Origin of the sequence: Microcoleus sp. bin48.metabat.b7b8b9.023 (genome assembly GCF_013299185.1) — a bacterium.
Classification (GTDB): domain Bacteria; phylum Cyanobacteriota; class Cyanobacteriia; order Cyanobacteriales; family Microcoleaceae; genus Microcoleus.
In genome coordinates this window covers 58,555-82,565 of the sequence record NZ_JAAFKG010000024.1, presented here as the reverse complement: position 1 = coordinate 82,565, position 24,011 = coordinate 58,555, and the positions used below count along the sequence as shown (strand labels likewise).

General features: G+C 46.8%; 20 protein-coding genes and 1 other RNA gene. 15 read left to right on the top strand and 6 right to left on the bottom strand.

Features of this window, described 5'->3' with window-relative positions; translation table 11 throughout:
• Positions 1-154 precede the first annotated feature (154 nt).
• Both QZW82_RS15645 and QZW82_RS15640 read left to right on the top strand, forming a co-directional pair.
• Positions 155-532, top strand: a complete 378-nt coding sequence (locus QZW82_RS15645; RefSeq protein WP_293149647.1) for a DUF2267 domain-containing protein — start codon at positions 155-157, stop codon at positions 530-532.
• Positions 533-833: 301 nt separating this feature from the next.
• Positions 834-3,509, top strand: coding sequence for an EAL domain-containing protein (locus QZW82_RS15640; RefSeq protein WP_366665029.1), 2,676 nt, complete (start codon positions 834-836; stop codon positions 3,507-3,509).
• A gap of 324 nt (positions 3,510-3,833) precedes the next feature.
• Here QZW82_RS15640 and QZW82_RS15635 read toward each other — a convergent pair whose 3' ends face one another.
• Positions 3,834-5,486, bottom strand: coding sequence for an alpha-amylase family glycosyl hydrolase (locus tag QZW82_RS15635; protein ID WP_293149646.1), 1,653 nt, complete (start codon positions 5,484-5,486; stop codon positions 3,834-3,836).
• Positions 5,487-6,005: 519 nt separating this feature from the next.
• Positions 6,006-6,728 carry a response regulator transcription factor gene (locus tag QZW82_RS15630; RefSeq protein WP_293149645.1) on the bottom strand — a complete coding sequence of 241 codons (723 nt, stop codon included), beginning with the start codon at positions 6,726-6,728 and terminating at the stop codon, positions 6,006-6,008.
• Positions 6,729-7,120: 392 nt separating this feature from the next.
• On the opposite strand from QZW82_RS15630, the gene QZW82_RS15625 reads away from it, so the two are divergent.
• On the top strand, positions 7,121-9,001 hold the full coding sequence (locus QZW82_RS15625; RefSeq protein ID WP_293149643.1) for an ATP-binding protein: 1,881 nt from the start codon (positions 7,121-7,123) through the stop codon (positions 8,999-9,001).
• A gap of 743 nt (positions 9,002-9,744) precedes the next feature.
• On the opposite strand, the gene QZW82_RS15620 is transcribed toward QZW82_RS15625, so the two are convergent.
• The gene (locus tag QZW82_RS15620) at positions 9,745-10,272 is read right to left on the bottom strand and encodes an orange carotenoid protein N-terminal domain-containing protein (protein WP_293149641.1); all 528 of its coding nucleotides are present in this window, start codon (positions 10,270-10,272) and stop codon (positions 9,745-9,747) included.
• Positions 10,273-10,594: 322 nt separating this feature from the next.
• Here QZW82_RS15620 and QZW82_RS15615 point away from each other — a divergent pair, with 322 nt between their 5' ends.
• Together QZW82_RS15615 and QZW82_RS15610 are read left to right on the top strand one after the other, a co-directional pair.
• Positions 10,595-10,972, top strand: coding sequence for a hypothetical protein (locus QZW82_RS15615; RefSeq protein WP_293149639.1), 378 nt, complete (start codon positions 10,595-10,597; stop codon positions 10,970-10,972).
• A gap of 41 nt (positions 10,973-11,013) precedes the next feature.
• Positions 11,014-11,154, top strand: coding sequence for a hypothetical protein (locus QZW82_RS15610; RefSeq protein WP_293149637.1), 141 nt, complete (start codon positions 11,014-11,016; stop codon positions 11,152-11,154).
• Between the two features lie 106 nt (positions 11,155-11,260).
• Here the strand turns inward: QZW82_RS15610 and QZW82_RS15605 are convergent, their stop codons facing one another.
• Together QZW82_RS15605 and QZW82_RS15600 are read right to left on the bottom strand one after the other, a co-directional pair.
• Positions 11,261-12,349, bottom strand: coding sequence for a glycerate kinase (locus tag QZW82_RS15605; RefSeq protein WP_293149635.1), 1,089 nt, complete (start codon positions 12,347-12,349; stop codon positions 11,261-11,263).
• 160 nt (positions 12,350-12,509) lie between these two features.
• A complete protein-coding gene (locus tag QZW82_RS15600) occupies positions 12,510-12,839 on the bottom strand; it encodes a DUF565 domain-containing protein (protein WP_293149633.1) in 330 nt (109 codons plus the stop codon).
• A gap of 401 nt (positions 12,840-13,240) precedes the next feature.
• On the opposite strand from QZW82_RS15600, the gene QZW82_RS15595 reads away from it, so the two are divergent.
• The 4 genes from QZW82_RS15595 to QZW82_RS15580 all read left to right on the top strand — a co-directional run bounded on the left by QZW82_RS15595 (position 13,241) and on the right by QZW82_RS15580 (position 17,365).
• Positions 13,241-13,810: a hypothetical protein gene (locus QZW82_RS15595; RefSeq protein ID WP_293149631.1), complete on the top strand. Its 570-nt coding sequence runs from the start codon at positions 13,241-13,243 to the stop codon at positions 13,808-13,810.
• 148 nt (positions 13,811-13,958) lie between these two features.
• Entirely contained in the window at positions 13,959-15,926 is a 1,968-nt protein-coding gene (locus QZW82_RS15590; RefSeq protein WP_293149629.1) for a glycosyltransferase family 39 protein, read from the top strand.
• 192 nt (positions 15,927-16,118) lie between these two features.
• Positions 16,119-16,772, top strand: coding sequence for a serine protease (locus tag QZW82_RS15585; RefSeq protein ID WP_293149627.1), 654 nt, complete (start codon positions 16,119-16,121; stop codon positions 16,770-16,772).
• A 2-nt stretch (positions 16,773-16,774) separates the two neighbouring features.
• Positions 16,775-17,365 (top strand): hypothetical protein, encoded by a 591-nt coding sequence (locus QZW82_RS15580; protein ID WP_293149625.1) that lies wholly within the window; start codon positions 16,775-16,777, stop codon positions 17,363-17,365.
• A 227-nt stretch (positions 17,366-17,592) separates the two neighbouring features.
• Here QZW82_RS15580 and QZW82_RS15575 read toward each other — a convergent pair whose 3' ends face one another.
• A complete protein-coding gene (locus tag QZW82_RS15575; protein WP_293149623.1) occupies positions 17,593-17,778 on the bottom strand; it encodes a hypothetical protein in 186 nt (61 codons plus the stop codon).
• Between QZW82_RS15575 and QZW82_RS15570 the strand changes: the two genes are divergently transcribed.
• From QZW82_RS15570 to nuoK, 6 genes are all read left to right on the top strand, one after another.
• Entirely contained in the window at positions 17,765-19,522 is a 1,758-nt protein-coding gene (locus tag QZW82_RS15570; RefSeq protein ID WP_293149621.1) for a serine/threonine-protein kinase, read from the top strand. The two genes, QZW82_RS15575 and QZW82_RS15570, sit on opposite strands and share 14 nt — an antisense overlap.
• A gap of 216 nt (positions 19,523-19,738) precedes the next feature.
• Positions 19,739-20,129, top strand: a transfer-messenger RNA (tmRNA) gene (gene ssrA / locus QZW82_RS15565).
• Positions 20,130-20,804: 675 nt separating this feature from the next.
• A complete protein-coding gene (nuoH, locus tag QZW82_RS15560; RefSeq protein WP_293149619.1) occupies positions 20,805-21,923 on the top strand; it encodes an NADH-quinone oxidoreductase subunit NuoH in 1,119 nt (372 codons plus the stop codon).
• A gap of 98 nt (positions 21,924-22,021) precedes the next feature.
• Positions 22,022-22,600 (top strand): NAD(P)H-quinone oxidoreductase subunit I, encoded by a 579-nt coding sequence (ndhI, locus tag QZW82_RS15555; protein ID WP_293149617.1) that lies wholly within the window; start codon positions 22,022-22,024, stop codon positions 22,598-22,600.
• 226 nt (positions 22,601-22,826) lie between these two features.
• On the top strand, positions 22,827-23,450 hold the full coding sequence (locus QZW82_RS15550) for an NADH-quinone oxidoreductase subunit J (protein ID WP_293149672.1): 624 nt from the start codon (positions 22,827-22,829) through the stop codon (positions 23,448-23,450).
• A 124-nt stretch (positions 23,451-23,574) separates the two neighbouring features.
• Entirely contained in the window at positions 23,575-23,880 is a 306-nt protein-coding gene (gene nuoK, locus QZW82_RS15545) for an NADH-quinone oxidoreductase subunit NuoK (RefSeq protein ID WP_228042566.1), read from the top strand.
• The last annotated feature ends 131 nt before the right edge of the window (positions 23,881-24,011 follow it).

The window sequence follows — 24,011 nt, the reverse complement described above, 5'->3', positions numbered from 1 at the left end:
TCTCCGGTTTAGATTTCAATGTTTTTAAGTAGTAATTATCGCTACTTAAACCCGTAAAAATATCATTTTTTACTGACTGTTTACCAGATATTAACCTAGGAGATGTTGATGACAATTGCAATCAGAGACGACTTAACTTACCAGAAAGAATTGGTTGAAAGCCCGCCCGCCCGATTTGATGACAACAGAAGCCAGCGATCGCGTGGAAGCCGAACTGCACAAAGAAGTTTTACCTACGGACGACAAAACCCTCCAAACAGAAATAGCTGACCTCTGGAAAGATACGAATCCGCTGGTACGATTGCTAAGCCGGGTGCGTGAGCCTTTGCGCGGGCCTGCACCTTTGGGCATCGATGCCAATTTGTTTGTACGGAGGGTCGAACTAGAAGGCTCACTTCCTTCGGGAGTAAAATCGGAAACTGCGATCGCGGGTGTATTTTCGGCAACGAAGAATGAGTTGTCCCAGGAGCGAATTCAGGAAATAGCGAGCTTTTTGCCGGAGAGAATTCGGGAAATTTGGGAGTCGGCTTAACGGGATATTTCCCAGTATAAATACTGAGCAACCGGGTTTACTATTCCAGCATTCTGCACTCTCAGTCAGAAGCTTGTGCGATCGACCCGCTTTCTAGATTGGTTTGATCGTTCGGACTTTAGTCCGCATAAAAGTCTGTTAAGAAACCCGGTTCCTACCGAAAATTTGTGGAAAAACCAGAAATATTCATAAAAACTGGGTTTCTGGCTCTCTGGTTGCGTCAATCCCACAGACTGAGCGAAAGTGTTGTAGTCTATAAAACAGGGCGAGTTAACAAGGTGGCTCGCAAAAATGCTGTCAATTGCCCTGGAGATTAAAAGGGATGGCCCGCAGAAGAGTTAGACAAACGTCAAGAGCGAATTTAAAACAAGAGATTTTACTCAATCGAATTACCAATCGCATCCGCAACTCTTTAGAACTGCAAGAGATTTTGACGACAACGGCGCGAGAAATCCGCAGCTTTTTAGGAAGCGATCGGGTAAAAGTTTATCGCTTTGATGCAGACGGTAGCGGCGAGGTGATTGCCGAGGCCATCAACGGCGAAAATGTGCCATCTCTGCTGGGTTTGCGCTTTCCTGCGGGCGACATTCCGCCTAGTGCGCGCGAAATGTTTGTCAAAGCGCGGCAGCGAGTGATTGTAGATGTGGGATTGCAGCATAAAATAATTAATCGCTTAGATTGTCCCGAAACCGGCCAAACTTTAGCAGTTGAAGATATTCGCTATTGTCCTGTAGACCCCTGTCACGCAGAATATCTGGAGGCTATGGGGGCGCGTTCTTCTCTGACGGTGCCGATCGTACATCAAAATCAACTTTGGGGGCTGCTGGCCTGTCACCACAGTCAACCCAAACGGTTTAGCGATCGAGAATTGAACATAGTACAGTTGCTTGTGGATCAGCTTTCAATTGCGATCGCCCAATCTTTTCTCCTCACTCAAGCCCGACAGCAAGCGCACGACGAAGCCGTTGTCAACCAAATTAGCAGTTTGCTGCACTCTCCTCTGGAACTAAACGAAATTCGGCAAGCAGTTCTCGAACAAACTGTCAAGCATTTGCACGGTTCGGGAGGACGCTTGTACATTGCCGCCGAATTTGGCGATCGGCCGGCTAAACTTTATACCTGCGGCGTGCAGCCTCCAGACACCAATCTCGAACTCACCGAGTTTTGGCAGCAGATCATGGGGTGGGCAAACCAAGACGAGCAACCAAAAACTGCCGACAGTACCAGCCAATTAGGCATTTATCAAAATCTATATTCCGAGCATTACAGTTCAATTGATACAAATATTTCTAATTTAATCGTCCCGCACTTGTACGCGATTTCCGATATTTCTCAAGAACCTCAAGTCAAATCTTTATCTGCAAATTTTCTCGAAGCTGACATTCGGTCATTTTTGGCAGTACCGCTGCAATACCGCCAACAGTGCATCGGCTGTCTCACCATTTTTCGCGCAGCCGTAGAAACCGAAATTTTGTGGGCTGGCCGTTGCAGTTCCGACGCCCGGAGCGATCGACCCCGACAGTCCTTTGCAGCTTGGAAAGAAATCAAAACCGGCGAAGCTCAAAAATGGAGCAGCGAGGAACAGAAGCTAGCAAAATCATTAGGAACTCACCTGTACATGGCTGCCATGCAGAGGCGCGTCGAGGCAATGATGCGACATCAAGCTTCGCACGACCCATTAACAGGTTTAGCGAATAGATTGCTGTTTAATGAAAGGCTGTCTTTAGCTTTAGCTAACGCTCACCAGAATGCAGAAATGTTGGCGGTGATATTTCTAGATTTAGACAGATTTAAAAATGTTAACGATACTCTCGGCCACCCAGTGGGCGACCAGTTGCTGCAAGGTGTATCTAGGCGTTTGACTAACTGTTTGCGCCTCGGGGATTCGATCGCCCGTTGGGGCGGGGATGAATTTACTTTGCTGCTGTACAATATCAACAGCCCAGAGGACGCAACTAAGGTTTGCCAGCGAATAATCCAGAGTTTAAGCACTCCTTTTGATTTTGACGGTCGGGAACTTTATACTAAGGCTAGTTTGGGAATTGCTTTGGCTCCTTATGACGGAGAAGATGCAGAAACCTTACTGAAAAATGCTGATGCTGCGATGTACAAAGCTAAACAGAAAGGTCGGAACAATTATCATTTTTACACGCGGGCGATCGGCAATCAAGTCTCCGAGGAACTTAACTTAGAAAATCAGCTTTACAAAGCTTTGAAACAATCAGAGTTTGTGCTGCACTATCAACCGCAAATAAACTTAAATACTTGCCAAATAGTCGGCATGGAAGCTTTGATTCGCTGGCAGCATCCCGAACGCGGTTTGATTTCTCCCGATCGATTTATTCCCCTAGCTGAGGAAACAGGATTAATCTGCCAAATTGACGAATGGGTGCTGCGGACAGCTTGCTTGCAAAATCGAGAGTGGCAGTTATTGGGATTGCCGCCGGTACGGGTAGCTGTGAATTTATCAGCCCGTCAGTTTCTACAAGCTAACACGGTAGAAACCATTGCTAAAATCTTGTCAGAAACCGAGTTAAATCCCGAGTATTTAGAAATAGAAATTACCGAGACAGTTGCCATGACAGATGTAAATTTTACGGTGTCGGTATTGCAGCAGTTGCAGCAAATGGGCATTCAAATTTCTCTGGACGATTTTGGCACAGGTTATTCTTCGCTGTGGTCTCTGAAAAACTTTCCACTGAATAATTTAAAAATAGATAAATCCTTCGTGGCAGATTTGCTCAACTGCAACAGCGGTGCTACGATTGTGAAAGTGGCGATCGCTCTGGGACAGGGCTTGAATTTACAGGTGATTGCTGAGGGAGTGGAAACAGCAGAACAGTTGGCATTTTTGCAATCGCTTCAATGCGATATGGGTCAGGGTTACTTCTTTAGCAAACCCATACCGGCGGCGGCTGCAACCCAATTGTATCTAGAAAATCAACCGAGTAAAATATGTAGTTTACCTTCACATTGAGAAATACCAGTAGGGCCCGTGTAAAAAATAAAATTTCTCGCAAGTAAAATTAAAGAAAGGTACGTAGTTGCGCTTGAGCGCTCTTTCACATATATAATAAGAGCGCAGTAAAATTAAAGAAAGGTACGTAGTTGCGCTTGAGCGCTCTTTCATATATAGAATAAGAGCGCAGTAAAATTAAAGAAAGGTACGTAGTTGCGCTTCAGCGCTCTTTCATATATAGAATAAGAGCGCAGTAAAATTAAATAAAGGTACGTAGTTGCGCTTGAGCGCTCTTTCACATATATAATAAGAGGGCTAAAGCCCAACAACGTACCTAACAGATTACTGCCAAACAAATACTTTGGCTTCGTATTCCGGCAAGTCAATCTTAATATTGTCATCGCCAGATTCCACATCATAATTGCCCGTCCATTCGTGCCAAGTTCCGTTTGCTGGGAAGTGGGGAACGCTGTAACCCGCTAGATAATTTTCCGACAGATTCGCAACTACTACAACTCTCGAACCTTCATCGTTCCAGCGAGTGTAAGCAAACACTTTCGAGTCGGGGTCTTCGTGGAAAAAGTCGATGTTTTCGGTGTAAAGTGCTTGGTTGTTTTTGCGTAGGTGAATCAAGCCTTTGTAGTATTCCCACAAACCTTTATTCATGTCATTTTCCAGCAGCGTCCAGTCAATTTTTGCTTGCTCGATTGTTTTGGCTTTGTATTCGCCAAATTCTTCGCCCATCCAAATCAGCGGTACGCCAACTGCTGTCATTAACAACACAGAACCCAACTTCGCCCGCTTGAATGCTGGTTCATCCAAAATTCCCCGATCGCCCAATTCTGAGAATACGCGATCGCGATCGTGATTGCTCAAATAATTGACTACATTTGTCGCACCCAAGAAACCTTGGCGCTTGCAGTCGATCGCATCTTTCAGCCGTTCTAAATCAAAGGTATCGCCGCAGATATGTTTGACAATGCAGTGATAGAAACTATCGTGCCAGCAGCCATCCATCGGGCCCTCTAGATTTGTGATGCTGGGAGTTTCGGGAATGTATTCAGCAACGGTGTAAAACGGTTTCGGGCCGGCAGCATTTTTGGCTTCTTGAACTATCCAGTGCATGAAATCGTAGTTGGCAATTTGTCGGGCGGCGTCGAAACGAATGCCGTCGAGATGGTATTCTTGAACCCAATAGCGGACTGTATCGCCAATGAATTTGCGCGCCGGATAAGTTCCTAAGTTTTCGTCGTAAAATTCGTAGTTGAATTCTGGGCCCCAATTGTTGCCTGGATCGCGGGGGGCGTGGTGGTACCAATAATCGCGATCGATTTGGGTGAGGGGGCTGGATGATTCGGAGTGGTTGTAAATCCCGTCGATGATGACGCGAATCCCGCGCCCGTGACACTCGTCTATCAGGTTTTTGAGTTGTTCGGTGGTGCCGTAGCTGGACTCGGCAGCGAAGAAGTAGCGCGGGTTGTAGCCCCAACTGTAGTCGCCTGGGTATTCTTTGAGGGGCATGAGTTCGATCGCGTTAACGCCGAGTTCGACTAGATAATCGAGTTTTTCGACGACGTGCTCGTACTTGCCGCGGGCGAGGGGATCGGCTTCGCCGCCGGAAAAGTCGGCAACGTGCATTTCGTAGATTACTAATTCTCGATCGGCAGGTAGCGGTTTGTCATCGTGCTGCCACACGTAGGTATCGACAATGCGATCGCCATCTTTGATTCTAACCACGCCGTTTTGAGTGGGATCGTCGATATCAGTCGCGTAGGGATCTACCACATCTACCCACTGATCTGCCTCCAGAAACCAGCTTTTGGACTGCACGCGAAATTTGTATTGATAAACGCCATCCTCCAACTCAACTCGCGTGCGGAAATAACCTTCTTCGTCCTTTGCCATCGGAATTTCTTCCCAATTAGAAAAAGACCCCATCAAGGCAGCTCCTTTGTTGTAGGGAGCAAATAACTGAAATTCAATTGGAGCGCTCATAATGCCTCTTTTTAAGATTTTTCAGTAGCAGTAGATAGTTTTAATCTCGCAAATTGAAGCGAACTCTGGCATCACTCTGCGGATATAATTTCTGTAAGTGCTTAACTATTCCTAAAAGTATGAGTATCTAGCCGAGCCTACGCATTTTATGAAGTGACATCGCGCCATACCGACAGTGCGATTCGGAATTTTATCTAACTTTCTATTTCTCAACCATAAGTATTAGTAAGTTGAGAATTATTTGGCATCTATCTTAAGGTAGATTTACCGATCAAAAGATGATTGTAAATATCTGCACCAGGATAGATGCGGACTTAAATATAGCTTTTAAGACATCAGATTATGCGGCTGGCGATGCTGAGATTGAAGTCTATATCTTCGGCAGTAAAGTGCGCCGAAGAATACCCTAGATAAGCGCCAACAATTAGTCAGCCGGTGCCAAGTACGCATCCTAAAATTAATGCGTAAGGTGCGCCCGCGCACCTTACTTTTAACTTGCTTTTGCCTGCTGGTGAGGCTTTATCCAACCAAGCCAGAACGCAGGGCGAGAACGGCCGCCTGAGTGCGATCGTCAGCGCACAGCTTGTTCAGAATATTGCGGACGTGAGTCTTGACTGTACCGACAGTAATGTACAGCTTTTCGGCGATAGCAGCATTGCTGTAACCCTGCACGATCAGTTCCAAAACTTCTAACTCCCGCTCGGTTAACGGGTAAGTTTCAATGATGTGACTGAACTCGGGTTCGGCAGCCTTAATTGTGACTCTTTTGCCCTCAGGCTTGGGTTCTTCCGGAGCAGACTCTTTAGTGCGAGCTTGTTTCAGAACGATGCGAGCTATCGCCGGATCGATCCAAGAGTTACCTTCATGGGTTACTTTTACTACATCCAACAACTGATCGAAGCTGATATCTTTCATGCAGTAAGAGTCAGCTCCGGCGGCAAAAGCTGCCAGAACTTCTTCTTCGTTGTCCTGAAAAGTCAGAATCAAAACTTTGGTATCCGGATCGGAGTCGGCTGCTATCGATTTTTTGAATTTTTGTGTCAGTTCAATGCCGTCAAAATCTGGCAAACCGATGTCTACAATTGCCACATCAGGTTTGGTAGACTGAAGCAGTTTCAATCCGTCTGTAGCGTTAGCTGCATCCCCGACAACTTCGATGGTGTCACGCTGTTGTAAAGCTGTGCGGATGCCGACTCTTGTCAGGTCGTGGTCTTCTATTAAAGCAACGCGAATTTTACTCATCTTTCTTCCAATAGTCCGCTAAACTTTTAAAATATCGTCAAGTGACTCAGCCAAGCTGAGTAAATTTGAGAATGTGTCCTGATTTAGGGTTTGACAGCCCGCACATCTTTTTCCAGGATACTCATGCAGCCGCCAAGATTGCAAGTAAATTTTTAAATTATTTTGCGGCGCGGGGAAAGCGAGATCGGGACAGGTAAGCTCTCAATGTTTAAACATTGTAACTGAATTATCTCATTGTCCGCCCCTTGATAGAGGTAAAGATACCACTACCTGGATAAATTTAAGGTATAAAAACTTTTGATGCACATTGTACGTCAAATCAATAAAGCTAGCAGCACGAGCCTCGATCTGGTGTTATGGCTAAAGTTGAATGCTTATTTATAAAACCAGTTATGACTCACTACCACGGCAACAACTCTTTTCGCTCGGAGTTTTCTGAGGCGGAAATATTACACAAAGTATCTGAAATACCATCCCCCCTACAGCAAGTTTGCGATCGCGAAACTGTGGACGATCGCCTGTGGTCGGCCATTCCTCACATAGTTTGGAAAGCTAATACCGGCGGCTGGACGACTTATTTAGGTCAGCCGTGGGAAGAGTACACGGGAGTACCAGCATCAGCAGCTTTGGGTTTCGGGTATCTGGCGTGCGTCCACCCAGAAGACCGCCCCCGTCTGTTGGCGCGCCACGGGTGGAACCCAACGCCATCGGGCACGGGTGGGGAGCGGCCACCAAGTTACGAAATCAAATTTCGGCTGCGGACGCGAGAGGGGACTTACCGCTGGAACCTGGCTAGAGGATCGCCCGCCAACCCACACAGTCAGGAAGTTATGGAATGGGTGGGAACCTACACAGATATGCACCCGATCGCACAAACTCAAGCCGAACCAGAATCAGAAGTCGAATTTTTGCGCCCGATCGCCCGATCGTCCGCTAACTTAAAAGCAGAAAAATTGCCCGAATACCCAATACTAATGGATGCTGGGGCGAATTTGCAGGCGATCGAGCGGTTTACAAATCTGTTGAGCCAGCGCGCAGGTAACTTGTCGGAATTGTTACAAGCGATCGCGGACGCGACTGTGGAGGCGATCGCCGGAGCTGAATTTTGCCTGGTTGCGCTCCCGGAGTGCGATTCCAGCGGGCTCAAACTCAGCGCTGTCGGGGGTGCGACAAACTTTGAGAAAGGCAAAACCCTGCACGTGCAAGACAAGCTGCTGCTGAGGGCGTTTGCGACGGGAGAGTCTCAACTGTGGCGCTCTGAGTCGTGCCCAGGAGTGGCGGCGGCGGCCTGTGCTGCGGCGATCGAGTCGCGGGAAACCGGGCGTTTGGGCGTTTTGGCGATCGGTAACGGGAAAGACAGGACGGCTATTGACAGCGGATCTGTGCAACTGCTGGCGGTGATGGGAAGACAAGCTGCGATCGCGATTAACAGCACGCGGGCGATCGAAAAATTTAAAAAGCAGGAACAGCTTTTAGACTTGCAAAACGAGCTGCTAATTCGCCAACAACAAGAACTGGAAAATCAGGGTCGGCGCATTCAACAGCAAAAATTGCAACTGCTAGAAGCAGCAAAGTTAAAATCGCAATTTTTGGCCAGCATGTCCCACGAATTGCTAACTCCCATGAATTCGATTATCGGCTTTTCCCAATTGCTGCTGCGCCAGCACAAACAACTGCTGAGCGCGCAGCAAATAGATATGGTGGGGCGAATTTTAAATAACGGCAAAAACCTGCTAGTCCTGCTGGACGATATCCTCGACCTCTCCAAAATCGAGAGCGGTCGCACCGAATTAGAAATTGAAGAATTTGATTTAGGGCATTTAGTAATGGATGTGGCTCTGGAATTTGGAAATCAAGCCACCGAAAAGAATCTGGCAATGTCCGTCTGCGTGGGCTTGCAGGATCGGTGTATCGTTAATGACAAGTTGCGGCTGCGGCAAGTTTTGGTGAATCTGATTTCCAACGCGGTTAAATTCACTCATCAGGGCTGCATTTGCATTGAGGTAGGGGAATTAGAGGGCGATCGGCTAATTATCACCGTTCGGGATACAGGAATCGGCATTTCTAAAACAGATCTGCCCCACATTTTCGACAAATTCCATCAAGCCGACCAAAGCACAACCCGCCCATATCCAGGCACCGGTTTAGGACTAGCGATTAGTGCCTCGTTAGTCAAGATAATGAACAGCACAATTACGGTCGAAAGTCAACTAAAAAAAGGTTCGAGATTTGCGATCGAAATTCCTCGAACAGTTAACCCCAAAAAGCCATAGCATAAGTCATTAGTTATTGGTTATTGGTTATTGGTTATTGGTTATTGGTTATTGGTTGTTGGTTGTTGGTTATTGGTTATTGGTTATTGGTTATTGGTTGTTGGTTATTGGTTATAGCGGTTCTCACAAAGATTCGCGGACGTTGTTGGGCTTGGGCCCTCTTGGTTTAAGCGGTTATATAAGCTGTCAGTTATACCTCATCTTTTTGAGAAAGGCTATATTAGTCATCAGTCATCAGGAAGAAGGAAGAATAGTTGGCGATCGCACTCCTTCGTCACTTCATATCATATTCCCTCGAACCACCACAATAAAATTGGTTCGTAGTGAGGACTTTAGTCCTCATAAAAATTGAGGACTAAAGTCCTCACTACGAACATCCTAGATAATTAGGTTCTGCATCCAGGAGCAATTTAGGAAGGATTAAAACCGGAGTTTGCTTACAAACCTGCAGACACTTCGGAGGTTTACTCATGCCCGCTAATTATATCGTATCCGCTCGATTAACCACAATCAAATTCGTTCGTAGTGCGGACTGAAGTCCGCACTACAAACTGTTTTTGTTATGGTAATCGACCGCAAAAAGCTGCGGACTGAAGTCCGCACTACAAACTGTTTTTGTTATGGTAATCGACCGGACATGGTATGACACCAAATCCGGCTTTAAAGCCTGCTTTATTCTTCAGTCCACAGAATCTAATCTTCCTTTGACTGGATACGCGGTTGCAACCGTCCCGTCTTATTTCCTAAAAACTAGAAGTTTTCCCAACTTGAGCCTGAGTAGCAATTGGTTTAACATCCGTGTAGCCCATATTATTAGCTACATCGCGCAGCACCGAAATTTGCTGTTCAAACTCCAGACCTTCAATTTGATCTAACACGCAATTCACAGCCTCAGTTGCCTCATATCCTTCGGGGATATCGACAATTTTATCCCCCATATCAATAGCCCAAGCATACCAAACCAGCAACTGATTGTTAGCAGTTAAAGCTCCGTAAGCGCGAGAATAAGGCGTGTCGTCACCGTTGACAATACATCGCATGATATTCAGTTGTTGGTCGTGGGAAAGGTTGTAAAAATCATTTAGCAACATGGGAGCTAACTCTGGTTCCGCAGCAGTGGGAGCGGCTGGTGTAATTGACTCTCCCATTTTTTCATAAATAAAGTAGAGCAGTGCCAGTTTTTCATCTGTACCCAAACCGTTGATTTTATCAACCATGTTTTGAGTATCGTCTGAGAGAGCGTGAGTATTGGTCGCGGCGGGTGAGTTCATAGGTAAAATTCCTTAAAAATGCTTCCAGAATATATAAATATCAACATTTGTAGGTACAAGTCACCATCCCCGAGAGGTAATGCGATTTGGGAATTGGGAATTGGGAATTGGCCAAACAGGGAATGACTTATGATGTATGGGTTTGGATCGCTGGCGTAGAGTAGCCTTCTTTTTTTACACAAATAATTTTGAGCCACGACCTTAGCATAAATCATCCTTGAGATAGAAGCGCACGATACATCTGCGGATAGATGAAAAAAACAGGAATTTTAGCGACAATAATTATATTGAATTGTTAAATAGAAGTAACAAGGAGTCGGCTATGTCTGAAGTTAATCCTCAAGTGAATACAGAATTAGATAACACTCAAACATTTGATGCTCAACAGATAACTGAAAGCGTAGAAGCTGGAGAACAAAAGTTGCCTGAGGTTAATGTATCGGCCGACTACGAAGCTTCAAAACAATTCAGCGTTAGCGATATCGATCGCACGAGTGCCGGCGCCGAAGCTGCCGCTGCTGCAACTGCGCCTAAGTTTGAGATTCCCGCCCCTCAAGAAATTCCTATGCCGGCGGATGCACAGGGAAATCCCGATGATTTTTTAGCGATGGCTAAGGAAGTTAACCCCACAGGTGCACCGGGCTATGTTACGGACGATTTGGTGCAAAAGGCGATCGAACTCGGTACTCCCGGCAGTTAATTTAGAATTGAGACTTAAAATTAACCCTTTAAGGTATGTAGTTGCGCTTCAGCGCTCTTTGCGAATATCAGGAAAGAGCGCTGAAGCGCAACTACGTACCTAATTCGTTTAAAATTGGTATTGGTAATGGCTATCAGTCGATCGCGCGACAAATCTTCCCGATCGCGCGATCGAGCCTCTAAGGTATGTAGTTGCGCTTCAGCGCTCTTTGCGAATATCAGGAAAGAGCGCTGAATCGCAACTACGTACCTAATTCGTTTAAAATTGGTATTGCTAATGGTTTAATTATCAGTCGATCGCACGACAAATCTTACCGATCGCGCGATCGGGCAAAATTTCCACCACCAAATCCACGCTATCGCCCTCCAGCATCGACTGAATATATAACTCAGGATGCAGCGCTTTCCAGAAATATTCCACAAACCGATTAATTTCCGACTCAGACATTCCCGACTTCCCCGCAGCGATCGTTTCCTGTTCCGCCTGATTGCGCCACACTTGAGAAAGGCGGTAATCTCGGGGATACAAAACCATCAACCGATCTAATCGGTTCCACAGTGGCAAATAGTCGTGCAGCTTCGCATTCATATCGCGCGCAAACTGACAGTCGCCCTCTGTCGAAATCGGAAACGGCGCCGCCGCCAAAAACTCGTTCAATCTGCGATCGGCGACTGGGTTTACACCGACAAACCAACCTTCAAACAGTACAATATCCGCACCGGAAATAAGTTCGGATTGACTGCGATCGCCCGCACCTCCCCAGGCTGATTTTTCAAACCGGGGAATTTCTATTTTTTGACTGTCAAATGCTGCTAATTCGCCCGTGCCAGAAGCGCGCAACTTGTCTAAAACGGAGATTCCCAAGTCAATATCGTGAGTGCCGGGGGGGCCGCGCCAAATCAAACGCGGATCGGCTTGTTGGAGATTTTGGCGATCGGCATAAGTCTTGTAAAGATCGTCTAAAGAAAGGCTGACTGTAGAATGTCCCAATTTTTCGAGTATCAGCCTCAAAACTTGGCATAAAGTAGTTTTTCCCGTTCCTTGGACTCCTAAAATTCCTTGAATTAAAGTTTGGTTTAAACTTTGTTTTTCAGTCGATAATTGTATCGCCAGCGGCAGCCACAGATTCCACAAACTTTCGAGAAAAACACTTGACTTGACGGGGAAAGTATGCAGTCGATCGAGTACAGACAGGAATAAATCGGTTTTGTGGCGGACAACATGGGCTGCGTTGTCAGGAGTAATGTTAAAAGCGCGCGATCGCACACCGTCGGCAAGTTCCCAACAGGCGAGGCGATCGAAATCGGGAGCGATCGGGCGATCGCCCGATCGCCAGCGGTGTAAAATTTCAACAGGATTTACAGGCGAGCCAACCATTTTAGATTTTAGGATTGGATGATATTATGTCGAGTCGATTACCATAACAAAAATAGTTTGTAGTGCGGACTTCAGTCCGCAGAGTGAGAGCGGACTTCAGTCCGCACTACAAACGAATTTTACTGCGATTAATCGAGCGGACACCATATGATTTAATAATTTAAGAGCCAAGTTTGAAAGCTTCTACAAATAAATTGTAAGTCACGCCAATTTTTAGAGCATTGAGCATTTCCACCCACAAAGCACCAGCCAGCCGCCGCCTGCTGTAAACCAATCGGTTCGCCAACTCGGTCAACAACACCAACATCCCGGCTACGATAATATCCCAATTAGCGGCTTGTCCGGCGATCGTCGAAAGAGCAGTTCCCAAAAAATTGCCGAACAGCAGGCTAATTACCAGCAGCGAAATCCGCCGCCAAGGATTGCTAGCCCAGCCTGCAAATTGCTCGCCCAGAACATCAATCAATCTGTTAATTCGGGTATTCTGCATAAAAGTTAAAAGTTATGCGGATGAGTCAGTAGATTTTAGATTTTAGATTGAAGAATTTTAGATTTTAGATTTACTGTCGTATTGAATCTGCTGGGAGATTGACCAGGAGTCTCAAGTTTTTGGCTAGATACTCTTGAGTATCGGGGCTTGTAGCTGTTTTTGAGCGGGGTTAAAAAATGCCGATCGCCAACAACCCCAAATCCTTACCGGATCGGTATCCGGCAATGTCAAGTCTCAAATTTTACATCTAAAATGGTATTGAGCGATCGCGAGCTTTATAGCCCCGAACCGTCAAGTAATTAAGTGTAACTGTATCTTGTGGCACAGTAGCCCCGGATTCTACATTCAAGATAGGTAGGACTAATAGCAGGGGTGCAGTCTATCCTTTAAGCATAAAATTTATGAAACTTCAAAATTACCAGATATTAATTGGAATGGCGATCGTCCTAATTACAGGAATGTTTCTCGGACGTTTTGAAATCACCATCTCCAACGGTGCAAATCGATCGAGTGATTTGCCCTCAGCAGCCACCGCACTCCCTCCAACACCTCCGGTTTCGACAGTCGCGACAGCTTCGGCAGACACCGCTAGGGCGCCCAAACCCGACTTACCCCCAGAAGCAGAGGAAGAAACCAATTCCTCAATCCCTGTCAATGGCAAAGCCGCCGGCAGTTTGCGAGTCAGCAACCGCAGCGAACACCCAGTGCGAGTGGCCTTGCTGTCGAAACGGCAAACCGAGAAATCCTACGGAAAACCGGCCCACTGGGATTTTGCACCGGGGGAAGGTGGCGGCAAGGGACTAATGCTATCGCTGCCGGAGGGCAAGTTAAAAGTCAAACAGGGAGACATTCTGGTGGTTTTTGCTCAGGATGGTTCCCGCCGCTACTGGGGGCCCTACGTCGCCGGGGAGACAGCCTCGCCCGCTTGGAATCCCAAAGCTGAAGAATGGCAATTAACTTTGCAGCAGTGAAGTCATCAGTCATTAGTCATTAGTCATCAGTCATTAGTGATGTTTTGCAAGCGTCCCCCCGAATTGTTGAGAACGGTGCAAGATGTGAGTTGAAGGAGTGCGATCGAATTTCCAGTTTCGATCGCGCGAATCTTTCGGTAGACTCTCTATGCGAGTTAAAATTTTCAATCTAAAATCGCAGGAAGTTTCCGTGAAGGAAGTTATTAAAAATTTGTCAGAATATTACAGGCATCGGCCGATGGTACCTTTGTTGCTATCGGTGTTGTGGCTGTGCGCGATCGCCTGGGTAGCTTTCTTGTGGAATTTAGGCAACATCGGCTTAGTTGACGAAACCGAACCGCTGTTTGCTGAAGCCGCCCGTCAAATGACGGTGACAGGGGATTGGATCACTCCTTATTTCAACGGCGAAACCAGGTTTGACAAGCCACCGTTGATTTACTGGCTGATGGCGGTGGCTTACCGCACTCTGGGCGTTAACGAGTGGGCTGTGCGACTTCCGTCGGCTTTGTGCGCGATCGGCCTGACTTGCCTCGGATTCTACACTCTATCGCGATCGAAGGAAGAAGGAAGTTCGGCAACGGATTCTCTAGCGGATGTAACGGATTTAACAGATACAAGGGAGAAGTCTGAGAGAATATTTTCCCCCTCTCCCTCTCTCCCTCTCTCCCCCTCTCGTCATCTCCCGCTGTTTCTTTCTACTCCTTGGATTGGTGCGGCATTAATAGCTTTAAATCCCCAAACTATTGCCTGGGGGCGGACTGGCGTTTCGGATATGCTATTAGTTGCCTGTATGTGTTCGGCACTTCTGGCATTTTTTCTCGGTTACACGCTAGAAGAAAAGAGAGAAAAAGCAGAACTTTCCACCATTTCTGCTGGGCGATTTCCCAATAAATGGTATGTGACTTGTTACGTACTAATTGCCTTAGCAATTCTGGCTAAGGGGCCTGTGGGAATTGTCGTACCAGCGATGATTATTGGTAGCTTCGCGCTGTATTTGGGAAATTTTCGACAACTTTGGCGCGAAATGCGTCCGCTGTCGGGAATCCTGATTATTTTGGCGATCGCCCTGCCTTGGTACATTCTGGTGATATTAGATAACGGTGAAACTTATATTGAGAGTTTTTTCGGCTATCACAATTTCCAGCGTTTTACTGGAGTAGTCAACAAGCACTCGGCGCCTTGGTATTTTTACTTTTTTGTAGTGCTGCTTGGTTTTGCGCCTTGGTCAATTTATTTGCCGGTGGCGATCGCGCGTACCCGTTTTTGGCAGCGCAGTTACTGGCGCCGTCAAGCGCGATCGGCACAATTAAGTTTATTTGCCCTATTTTGGTTCGGCTGCATCTTTGGCTTTTTCACGATCGCCGTGACAAAATTGCCGAGTTATGTATTGCCTTTACTGCCAGCGGCGGCGATTTTGGTAACGCTGCTGTGGGACGATATTGTGGCAGGAAAAGCATCAGAAGTCAGGCCCGGGCGATCGACAAACAAACCAAATTCTCTGCCGCGATCGCTGTTAGTTACATTCATTGTTAACGTCGTATTTTTATTGATTCTAGCGGGAGCAACTTTCTACTGCTACCACTGGCTGGGAGACGATCCGGCAATGCCGAATTTTCCCGAAGCAATTCAGCAGTCGGGATTGCTGATGGTGGGCGGTACGATTTGGATAATTACGGCAGGGGCGATCGCACTTTTACTCTGGAAACGTCAACAGCGCTGGATTTTGGTAGCTAACTTCATCGGATTAGTCGCATTTATCATCTTTGGTTTGACTCCCGCCTACAATTTGGTCGATCTCAACCGCCAGTTACCTCTGAGAGAGTTAGCGAAGGTTGTTGTCCAACAAAAACTGCCGGGAGAAGAGTTGATGATGATTGGTTTCTGGAAACCGAGTCTAGTTTTTTATACCCAAGATCCGGTGACTTTCTACCGACTTCCCAGGGGCGCAAAAGACTACATTGAGGAATCCAACAACCACACTTCTCCGACGATTCTAGTGCTGGGATATCCACACAAGTTTGTGGAATTCGGATTGCAGCCAAATCAATATCAGTTGTTGGACAGTCGCGGCGCGTACCAACTGGCAAGGGTTCAGAGAAAGGCGTTTTTGAATTAGTGTATTGTACTGCGGTTTTGGCGATCGATCGTCAGACAAGGTATGACGTTGAAATTGCAGTACAATCCGATCGGCTTAGAAACATAACTTTGGCGAAAATGTGGTATAATCTCTACACAAGAGTGTTATACCACAGTTACGGTATAATTGATAGTGATATGGCAAGTTCATACTTAAATCGCCCAAAGTAAAATGTCATACTCAGCTTTAGCAAACATAGTATTTGCGGTGGGACGAACAGGAGCAAACGGGGTACAGTTGCTTGGTACAGCGACTCTACTAAATAGTCCAGGAAGATTTGTTACTGCTGCCCATGTTACTAATAAAGATGACCAGAATCTAGTCGTAGTCCTAAGAAATTACAATTCTATTGAGGACTATCAAGATACTTCTGATTCTCAAGTTCAGGTAATTCCTGTTCGCATTGAAGCTATTGATCCCTTCACAGATTTGTGTATTTTGTCGGCTGATATTGATCTGTCTTCTAACCTATCAATAGGTAGCACGGATATTCTAAACGTGAGCAGTGTTGTTGATATTTTTGGTTATCCTCACGCAGATCATGGGAGATTGGTACTTACTCATCAACGAACTGAGATCGGTGCAAGAATCTTAATTAAAAATGGAGTAGTGAAAACCAAGCACGTCGTGCTGAATACTCAGGCTCGCCCAGGTCAATCTGGAAGCCCTATATTCTCTGCATACACTACTACAGTAGTTGCTATTCTAATTGGGTCATATGCTCCAGGTGGTGGAGGTGGTATTTCATTGGGTGGGGTAGATCCGCATACCCTCCATCAAACTACTCATGCGGTCTCTGTTGAGTACGTTAGGGAAATGTTGTAGATATGGAAAATAAATTAGCACAAGTATTTCAGATTGACAGTGAAGAGTGGCTCGCAACGCTGCCTAAATACCAACAAAATAGGATAAAGCAGCTAGTGGATTCCACTAACTCTTACGAAGAGGCAGCGAAACAGTGGCTCAATGCAATGCCAGAAAACACATTCCCATTAGGAGCAGAACAAGCAAAAAATGTATTTATTGAAAAAGTCCGCGATGAAATCGAAAAATTCTTAAGCGGCAATGAAAAATATGCTGATGAACAACAGCTAGTTTCTTCGTCAGAGGTACTACAAAAAACTTTCGTGAGTTCTGTTTCAGCAGCAATTGCCCCAGCAATAGGCATAGCAACAGCCTACGTCATGCCTGTAATTGTTCTTGAATTAATGACAATGAGTAAGATTGCGGATAGAGCGGTTGTGATTGCAGGACAGACTAGCAATGCAGTATTCTTATCAGAAGCTGACTTGGTAGACGATATGCGTTGGGATCAATCATTCTCCCGTTCCCCAGATGTTCTTGCTAAACTCGCAGCGACCGCAATGGCTGAGTATCATGCAGGCAAAACTCAAGAACTAGATCCAGAAACATTGTGAAGTCACGCACGACAATCGAGTTCCGTAAATTATTTGCTGATTTACCCGAACAAGTTCGAGATCAGACGCGCGCGGCGTATCGTCAGTTCAAGCAAAACCCAAGTCACCCAAGCCTGCGTTTCAAGAAGGTGCATTCAGAGTTACCAATCTATTCTGCCCGAATTAACCAAAACTATCGAGCTGTTGGTCAGTTGGATGGAGACACTGCGATCTGGTTTTGGGTTGGTTCACACGCAGAGTACGATAAGTTCCTGGGGCAGTTGTAGCGCGATGCGGGAATCGATTCGGGAAGGAATGGCAACGTCAATTGAGGAGTGCGATCGCCATTTAGACTGGTAACTGAGCAAACCATATGTGCCATAATCAGCCATATTACTTGAAGTGCGATCGCCCGAACCTATGGATGCGCTCATCGGCAAAACTTTACAGGGTGGAAAGTACACCCTCGAACAAGAATTGGGACGCGGTGGCTTTGGAATTACCTTCAAGGCAACTCACCGCTATTTAGGACAGCCTGTCGTTATTAAAACCCTCAACGAATCCCTGCGGCGACAACCAAATTTTGCTGAATTCGATCGCAAGTTTCAAGACGAAGCAAGGCGGTTGGCTTCCTGCGTCCATCCGAATATAGTCCGCGTCAGCGACTTCTTCATTGAAGACGGACAGCCATACATGGTAATGGACTACATAGCCGGTCAGAATTTGGGCGATGTAGTCGGTACAAACAATCCCCTCCCAGAAAATCTGGCAATTCTCTACATCACTCAAATTGGGGCTGCTTTGAAAGCAGTTCATCAAAAGGGTTTGCTGCACCGAGATATCAAACCGCAAAACATCCTGCTGCGCCAAGGTACTCAAGAAGTCGTGCTGATCGATTTTGGCATTGCTCGCGAGTTTACAGCAGGCGCAACCCAAAGTCACACTAATATGGTGTCCGACGGTTACGCACCACCAGAACAGTATTTCGCCCAAGGAAAATATACGCCCGCCACCGATGTTTACGGGCTAGCGGCGACGCTTTACACTTTGCTCACAGCCAGGGTGCCCGTGGCTGCCATTTTGCGTACCAGTCAGCCGATGCCTTCACCCCGCGACTTGCGCCCTGACTTAAGTGTGACTGTGAGTCAAGCGGTGATGCGGGGGATGACGGTAGAGGCTCAAAATCGCCCTGCTAGCGTGGATGAGTGGCTGGCGCTGCTGCACGGGCAGTCGCCGGATACCGGGCCGACGCTGGCTGTGATGCCGGGACACGGCCCTCAGTCGCCTGCAACTCTCAAAACAGCGCCTGCTGTGGTGACGAATGGGTTCGGCAACCGCAAGGTTTGGTTGATTTTGGGGTTTGTGACGATCGCACTTATATTCGGTGGTTTGGTCGGCATTGCGAGGATTTTCTTCAACGGACAATCTTCGGAACCGGCACCAATAGCGAAGGACGATCGCACTTCCACCCCCGCAGATCCAGACGCACGCACCAGCCCCGCACCAATTCCCCCTCGCCTAGAAACTCCGTCGCCAACTCCAACTCCAACTCCAACTCCAACTCCAACTCCAACTCCAACTCCAACTCCTGCTGCAACTCCAACTGCAACTGCAACTGCAACTCCAACTTCAACTCCAGCCCCAACTCCAGCCCCAACTCCAACTCCAAAACCTAAGGCTTCCGAACCCACACAACCGGAAAAACTGGTTGACAAGCAATTGCCGCCCGGATCCGCACCCAGCGAACCACCGGCAACCAGCAATCAGAAGACTCCCACTATCCCAGGGTTTGCCGTTGGTACGCCGGAAAGTCAGATTGTAAGTGCACTGGGAGATCCCACAGACTCTCAATCCCGCGGCTATTGGCCGAATACTCGCACCGCACTTTATGAATTGCTGCCGAACCGGGTTACTCTGGGCTATATTTACGATCGCAATTCCGAACAACTCGTGCAAACAGAGGGCTCTTTTGCCCAGTCGGTGGACGATTTGGTAGTCCGAACCGCGTTAAACGGCATGGTGGGCGGCGCAGATAAGGAGATTTTGCAAGGGTTCCGGGACGTGCAGCAACGTCGCACCAATCGGTTTAATTTTCAGAAAGGTTCGCTGAAAGGGACGATCGAACGCAATGAGCGCGATCGAATTTACATCGGTGTCTGGGACAAAACTTTGCATTAGAAATCTTCCACGGGTGTAGAGAAACCGGGTTTTTTAACGAAAATATTTGCCCAAAATGCTCATTCTTTGTAAAAAACCCGGTTTCTTTGTTGGTAGTGCGTCCTCGACTATTGGTAAAAAAAGCCTCAATCCACAATCTAAAATCCAAAATCTAAAATCTAAAATCCAAAATCGATTGACGTTATACAAAATATTAGCTATGATTAGAGAACACGAGGGGCTGTAATGGTTTCGACAGGGTGGCGAAAGCTGCTCCGTGATGCAGGTCGAGAGGGAGTCTACTCTCGTTAATATCGGCTCAAAAAAAATAGTAAATGCGAACAACATCGTTCCTTTCGCTCGCAAAGCCGTAGCTGTAGCCTAAAAACTTCTCTAGCTTGGTTCAGAGTGTATGCCGCTTAACTCCGTTAAAGGCAGCATAACAACCCCCAACGGATGCCCTAGCTAAACGTTTCTAGTCGGTTAGCCGGGAAAGAAATCACTAGAAAATCCCCCCATTTGGGATAAAGATGGTTCCCGCCCCGAGGATCAGAGGGGATAAACCTGTGAACGATCGGAAGGTAAATACCCGCTTTGGACGGCAGTTCGATTCTGCCCAGTTCCATAAAAAAGGTAGCGTAAAATCAATGGTTTAAGCCATTTGAAAGTTACCTTAAAGCATAAAAAGGGCAGAGAATTAATTCTCTGCCCTTTTTGTTTGGGCTATATAGCAGTTGACAGTTGACAGTTGACAGTTGACAGTTATAGCAAGCGAATCAAACCGTTTTTCGAGGGTTCGTCGGCCTTATTCATGAGTTTATTTCTGTCCGCGCCCGATGTGGCGGTTGCTATATCTCGTTCATCGAACTTATACCAATTTAAAAAAAGAATGCAACAGTATTCTTGTCCCCCCCGCAATGCAGCGGGGGGGCTAGGGGGGGTCGAAGAGTGTTGCACGATTTTAGAAAAATGGTATTACACGCGGGTACTCAGAAACCGGGTTTTTGCGAAAAAACTTCGTTACAACTCGCAGAAACCCATAAAAACCCGGTTTCTTTGGTCTTTCCCTACAAACAGTCAACAGTAATTAGCTAACACTCAACCATAAGTTACCAACCGATTAGCTCGCGTTGGGGCTCAGATAATTAGAACTTCACCTCATCCATCGGTTCTTGGGGCCAGTCCGGCGATATACTGATATGCGGTAAAGCATTAAAAATCTTTACAAAGTCCCCGCTCTCTAAGCCTACTCCTACGAAGGACGGGTGAAAAATTATATGGCGATCGCTCAAAAGCTGGAAACATGAACCCAGGAATTGACTTACAAGGAAGTTTTGTAGAAGCCCTAATGAATTTGGGCTTACCTGCCGACATCGCCCACGTGCTTTGGCTGCCACTGCCGATGGTGCTGATGGTTGTCGGTGCTGTATTCGGGGTACTGACTAGCGTCTGGCTAGAGCGGAAAATCTCCGCCGCCGCTCAACAGCGGATTGGCCCGGAATTTCTCGGCCCCCTGGGAGTCCTAGCACCCGTTGCTGACGGCATGAAGTTGGTATTCAAAGAAGACATTGTACCGGCAAAAGCTGACGCGCTGCTGTTCACGCTCGGCCCGGTAATTGTCGTGATTCCAGTGTTTCTGTCCTACTTGATCGTACCCTTCGGAGAGCATATGCTCATCGCCGATATGGGGACAGCGATATTTCTGTGGATTGCTCTCTCTAGCATTCAGCCGATCGGCTTGCTGATGTCGGGCTATGCTTCTAACAACAAATACGCCCTCCTCGGCGGACTCAGAGCCGCTGCTCAATCCCTCAGCTACGAAATTCCCCTAGCTTTGGCAGTATTGGCAGTTGTGATGATGTCCAACAGCTTAAGTACGATCGACATCGTACACCAACAAGCCGGCTACGGCATCATCGGCTGGAACGTCTGGCGCCAACCCGCAGGTTTCCTGATTTTCTGGATTGCAGCACTAGCCGAATGCGAACGTTTGCCCTTTGACTTACCCGAAGCAGAAGAAGAATTGGTAGCAGGATATCAGACTGAGTATACAGGCATGAAATTTGCCTTATACTACATCGCTTCCTACGTTAACCTCGTCCTTTCTTGCCTGCTAGTAGCCGTTTTGTACCTCGGTGGTTGGGAATGCCCGATTCCCGTCGGAGTTATCACAAATGCCCTGGGATTGAGCGAAACAACTCCTTGGTTGCAGGTAATTACTGGCACGCTGGGCATTACAATGACCTTGTTGAAAGCCTACTTTTTCCTGTTCTTGGCAGTTCTGCTCCGTTGGACTCTGCCACGAGTTCGGATTGACCAATTGCTAGATTTGGGATGGAAGTTTTTGCTTCCGGTTGCTCTAGTTAACTTGCTATTGACCGCAGCTTTGAAACTTGCCTTTCCCTTTGCTTTTGGCGGTTAATTCATAATAGGTAAAGGGCAACAGAAAAAATACCTGTTAACCAATTACCTATTATTAGTTAGCAATTACCAAAAACTCAAGTACAGAGAGAGAACACGATGCTAAAATTCCTCAATCAAGTAGGCGAATACGCCAAAGAGACTGTTCAAGCTGCTAAGTATATCGGCCAAGGACTAGCAGTGACCTTCGATCACATGAGACGCCGCCCGGTTACGGTGCAGTATCCTTACGAGAAACTAATTCCTTCCGAACGTTTTCGGGGCAGAATTCACTTTGAATTTGACAAGTGCATCTCCTGCGAAGTCTGCGTTCGAGTTTGTCCGATCAATTTGCCTGTGGTGGATTGGGAATTTAACAAAGAAACTAAGAAGAAGCAACTCAAGCACTACAGTATCGATTTCGGGGTGTGTATCTTCTGCGGTAACTGTGTAGAATATTGTCCGACTAATTGTTTGTCGATGACAGAAGAATACGAGTTAGCCGCCTACGAACGTCATGAATTGAATTATGACAACGTGGCCCTCGGACGTTTGCCCTACAAGGTTTCAGACGATCCGATGGTGACACCGTTGCGCGAATTCGCTTATTTGCCGAAAGGTGTGATGGATCCTCATGAAGTTTCCTACACCGATCGCCGTGCAGGCCTCCGCCCAGAGGAAATTCAGGAAAGTAAGTAATGGGAATGGGGCATCGGGCATGGGGCATCGGGCATGGGGAATAGTTAGTAGTTAGTGGTTAGTGGTTACTTGTTAGTTGTTAGTAGTTTTTCAAATAACAAATAACAAATAACAAATAACAAATGCCCAATCCCTCCGCTTCGCTTCGCCCAATGCCCAATGCTCAATGCCCAATGCCCTGTTTGGCCAATGCCCTGTTTGCCCAATTAACAAAGGATTAAATATTGTGAATCTAGCCGAAGGGGTTCAAATTGTTTCATTTGGCATACTCGCCTTAATGATGATTGGAGGAGCATTAGGAGTAGTGCTGTTTTCCAACATCGTTTACTCAGCATTTCTGCTGTGTGGCGTATTTACCAGCATTGCCGGCTTGTACCTATTGTTGAATGCTGACTTTGTAGCAGCAGCGCAAATCTTAATTTATGTTGGCGCTGTTAACGTCTTAATTTTGTTTGCCATCATGTTGGTAAACAAACGAGAAGAGTTCCGCACAATTCCTAACGCTTGGGTGCGTCAAGTCGCAACCGCAGTCGTTTGTGCTGGTTTGTTTGCGCTGTTGGGTACAATGGTCGTGTCTACTCCTTGGGCAATTGTTACAACGACGGGAGCACCCGCCGAAAGTTCGATCGTGACGATCGCCAAACACTTCTTCACCGACTATTTGCTACCTTTCGAGTTAGCATCGGTATTTTTGTTGATGGCAATGGTAGGAGCAATTGTCTTGGCGCGCCGCGATTTCTTCCCGGATGAATTGTCCATGAAGCAATCAGATACACCAGCTTTTAGTTTGCCGGAACGCCCCCGCGAATTAGTTTCAGCCGGTGATGTTTCTTCACCGGAAACAAAGTAATTGTAGGGTGTGCACTGCCCACCTATGTGTTCGTCAGGCGAGAAACCTGGTTTCTGTTCGCAGCCTCTGTATCTGCCTGTTTTGTAGTAATTTAGACTGAGAGCAATTCCCAAAAATTATGCAACTGCAACTCCAGTATTTCCTGCTATTAGCTGCTGCACTTTTCTGCATTGGCATTTACGGTTTAATTACCAGCCGAAATGCCGTGCGCGTGTTGATGTCGATCGAGTTGATGCTGAATGCAGTCAATCTCAATCTGATGGGTTTTTCTAACTATCTTGACCCCGTACAGATTAAAGGTCAAGTATTTACTGTTTTTGTAGTCACCGTTGCGGCTGCTGAGGCTGCTGTTGGTTTGGCGATCGTCTTGGCGATTTACCGCAACCGCAATACCGTAGACATGGAAGAGTTTAATTTGCTGAAATGGTAATCGGCAGTCATTAAGCTGTCAAAATTAAGGTGGAGGGTTGACCAAATTGGGGAATTTCGGTGTTTTAGCTCAAATATCCCCAACCCTCAACCCAATAAATTAGAAGTAAAAGACTATCAAGGGCGATCGGC